The 3,067-nt window shown below is 58.7% G+C and carries 2 protein-coding genes; one reads left to right on the top strand and one right to left on the bottom strand.

Going from position 1 to position 3,067, the window contains the following annotated elements; translation table 11 throughout:
• The first annotated feature begins 274 nt into the window (after positions 1–274).
• Complete coding sequence (locus tag G3480_RS25840) at positions 275–451, top strand: hypothetical protein (protein ID WP_164657079.1); 177 nt, start codon at positions 275–277, stop codon at positions 449–451.
• A gap of 361 nt (positions 452–812) precedes the next feature.
• Here G3480_RS25840 and G3480_RS25835 read toward each other — a convergent pair whose 3' ends face one another.
• Positions 813–2,288: a metallophosphoesterase gene (locus G3480_RS25835; protein WP_164657078.1), complete on the bottom strand. Its 1,476-nt coding sequence runs from the start codon at positions 2,286–2,288 to the stop codon at positions 813–815.
• Positions 2,289–3,067: the final 779 nt, after the last annotated feature.

Raw genomic sequence — 3,067 nt, 5'->3', positions numbered from 1 at the left:
CCCTTTTCGGCTAGTCGATGCTTACAAATCAGTCGCTTACCTCTCTTTCGCTCAGCATCATTTCGAAGCTTCTGTGTTCGGGTGATTTGAGTTCATGTGACTGTTATCAAAGCATTTTTTCGATCACCTGAATTCCGGGAGAGCCAATGAGGATGTCAGTTGCGCTAGGACAGCGCCTTCGATGCGTGCCGAAGAACGCCTGAGGCTAACTGCCTATACGCGCGGGCACGCTCCCGCGTTGAGGTTTCTTACTCATTCACTTGGAAGACGATCAATGTCTGACTCAATCCAGGATTCGCCTATCCAGCGGGCGAAGCGCCGGATGGATGAAGTCAAGCGCCGCGAAGCCGAGCTGATGGCCTATCTGACTCAACGGACAGCGCAGGGGAAACTCTCGGAAGAGGATGCTAAGCGGATCGCCGCCACGCTGATGGAGATGATGAAGCAGTAGCCAATTAGAAGACGTCCACATTTTACTTCCCGCCTTGCGGACAGACGGTACCGAACAAATCGGGAATTAGTTCTTGGGCAGTTACTTAGCCGTATCACCAACGACCCGTTCGCGTGGCGGGTTCTTGGGCGAAATTCGGGAAAGGACGTACCCACAGGATCTATAGGTGCGAATGAATTCGCCCAGCGCGACGACCCCTATAATCGCAAGCTGTCCCTCCGACTCAAGCACGGTCAATCTCTGGTCACTCCGCGACGCGCCCTGCGCATCGAAGGGGACTCGCGGACCAGCTACCGCGTACTCCTGTCTCGTCCCTGCAAGGACTGGAACGCGCCAGCGTGGGAACGCTGAGGCCCTGTGGTCAGGGCGTAACTTGGCCAGTGCGGGCGTAGCCGTTGTAGACGGCGAGCAGGGGCTCGGTGGGGTAGGTTAGCGGCATCAGCTTCTTGTCGGTGCGCGTGATGACGCTGACCCAATCGGGGTCTGCACCGTAGAGCACATGATGGTTATGGATGCCGCCGGCGTCTGTCCAATAGGTGGCATCTTCGGAAAGCGGGGTGTGCCCGACGACCACTGGGGTGTCGCCTTTGACGCCGAGTCGTTTGCGCATGCGGCCGACGTCTCCGGCGGTGTAGCCGCTGGGGAAATTGGGGCGGCGCAGCCGGTTGTGGGTCAGTTGATGGGCGAGTTCGGGGCTCTGGGTGATGTCCGTCAGCGCGTCCCAGGAGAGTTTGCGTGTGGGTGGGCCGGCGTGGCACGCGACATAGCTGGCCGAGGCGGCGACATAGGGCAGATGGTCGTAGAGCTGCTGCATGGCGTCCCGATATGTTCGCCCGCGCTTGTCTTCCAAGGCTTGCTCCCAGAGGAGACCCTGGGGGATACCTGCCTTGCTGATCTCCTCGGAAAAGCTGTCATGGTTGCCGCGTAGGTAGAAGACGCGCTCGGGAAATTTCAGCTTGAGCCGGAAGATGAGATCCATCATCAGCATGGATGAGTCCATCTCGTCTTCAGTGCCGGGCGCGTCGGGCTGGATGGCGTCGCCGAGGATGATGAGGATGCCGCTACCGTCTTCGAGTGCCTCGAGAAAACCGTTCTGGGTCAGGATCACCAGGAGGTTGTCGATACGGGCATGGAGATCGCCGATGATGATGGGGTGTGGGCGCTCGGGTAGGGCGAGAAGTCCGCTCGGGCGGCCGTGGTCGTTTTCCACGCGGTAAGGTTCGCGCACCATGATCTCGATGACGTGCTCGATGAGCGCCAGTGCCTCGGAACGGGCGATGGGCTCGAGCGGGCCGCCGAGGATGTCGTGCAGGTGCTCGATCTTCTTGCGACGCCAGCGCACCATGCGCTCTGTGAGATCCTCTGAGGTCAAGGGGGCGGCGCAGGCGTTGGTCCGCTCTGACTTGCGCTTCATCGCCAGGCCCTTGTTGGAGAGCTTTAGGCGCAGGTGCTTCTCGTCGACCACCTTGGGGTAGCGCAGCAACAGCCGCTGCATGGGGTCGTGCCGTCCGAGCGTGAGCGAGTCGCCCTGACTGAGCCGCAGGAAGCCGCTGATGTCAGAGAAGTAGGTGGTGGGGTCGAAGAGCAAATAGTCGTCTGCGTGCCGCAGTTCTCCGCTGGAGTCGAAGCGAAGCTCGGGATAGAGGTGTAGCCGATAGCCGTCTTCGCCGCCGAGCAGCAACTGCAAGGGCACCGCCGGCGGCGGGATGCGGACCTTTTCGTCGGTGAGGCGCAGGGCGCCGCGCAGATCGACGTCCTCGCAGTTGTCCATGCCCTGAACCACGTCGCTGAAGCGCTTGAGGAAGCTCTTGCGGGAGATGCGTTGTGGTTGCGCCATGGTCGTCGGTTCGTCGGACGTCGGTTCGTCGGAATGGGCCGTTGTGAGATGGCTAATGTCACCGCTCATGCCCGTTCGCGCAACTGGCTTGGCGTTTCGGGCCTGAGAGCCCAGCGATACCTGGTGCCATCGTATGGCTCAGCTTAGCTGATGTCTTTGTTGTTTTGGATGGCGGATAAGCCTGCCTTAAGCCCTGCTTTATAGATGCCTCAAGGCGATTTCTCGACGCCTTGCCGCCCAGCCATCTTGGTCGCAGCGGCTTCCCTAAGCAAGAGTTCATCAATTGTCTCTCGCTGCGTGCAATGCCGCCCGAAATCCCCCCTAGTCCCCCTTTGGAAAAGGCGGGGGGAAAGTCGTTGGTGGAGACTTTCTAAGGGGTTTCTGAATAGCGCAATCGCCCGAGCTGTCAGGGCAATCGCATCAAGAAATGGTAATATTAGAGCGCATTTATATGCTAGCGAAATCAGCATGATGGAGCACGCAGAGCCCGAATTTCTGAGCGTTGATAGAGCGAGAGTTCAAAGTCCTTGCCAGCAATCGACGCTCGGAGACACTCGTCGCACCGGGTCTGCGGGTGAATCCAGCAGCATTTCTGTTTTGTGGAACCGAGATCCGACGCACGGCAGATATAACGCGCTGAATTAAAAGGCATTAGAGATTCAGAATATAAGGAATGTTTGATGCGATTGCCCTGCCCGAGCTGTAGATACTCTGTTCTGACGCAAGTCCGATTTGCCTCCTGTCCATCATTTTTTTCTATCGGCATCGTTGTCTCAGCG

Origin of the sequence: Thiorhodococcus mannitoliphagus (assembly GCF_010915725.1) — a bacterium.
Taxonomy (GTDB): domain Bacteria; phylum Pseudomonadota; class Gammaproteobacteria; order Chromatiales; family Chromatiaceae; genus Thiorhodococcus; species Thiorhodococcus mannitoliphagus.
The sequence above is the reverse complement of the archived record's forward strand: the minus strand, read 5'-3'. Positions and strand labels throughout refer to the sequence as shown.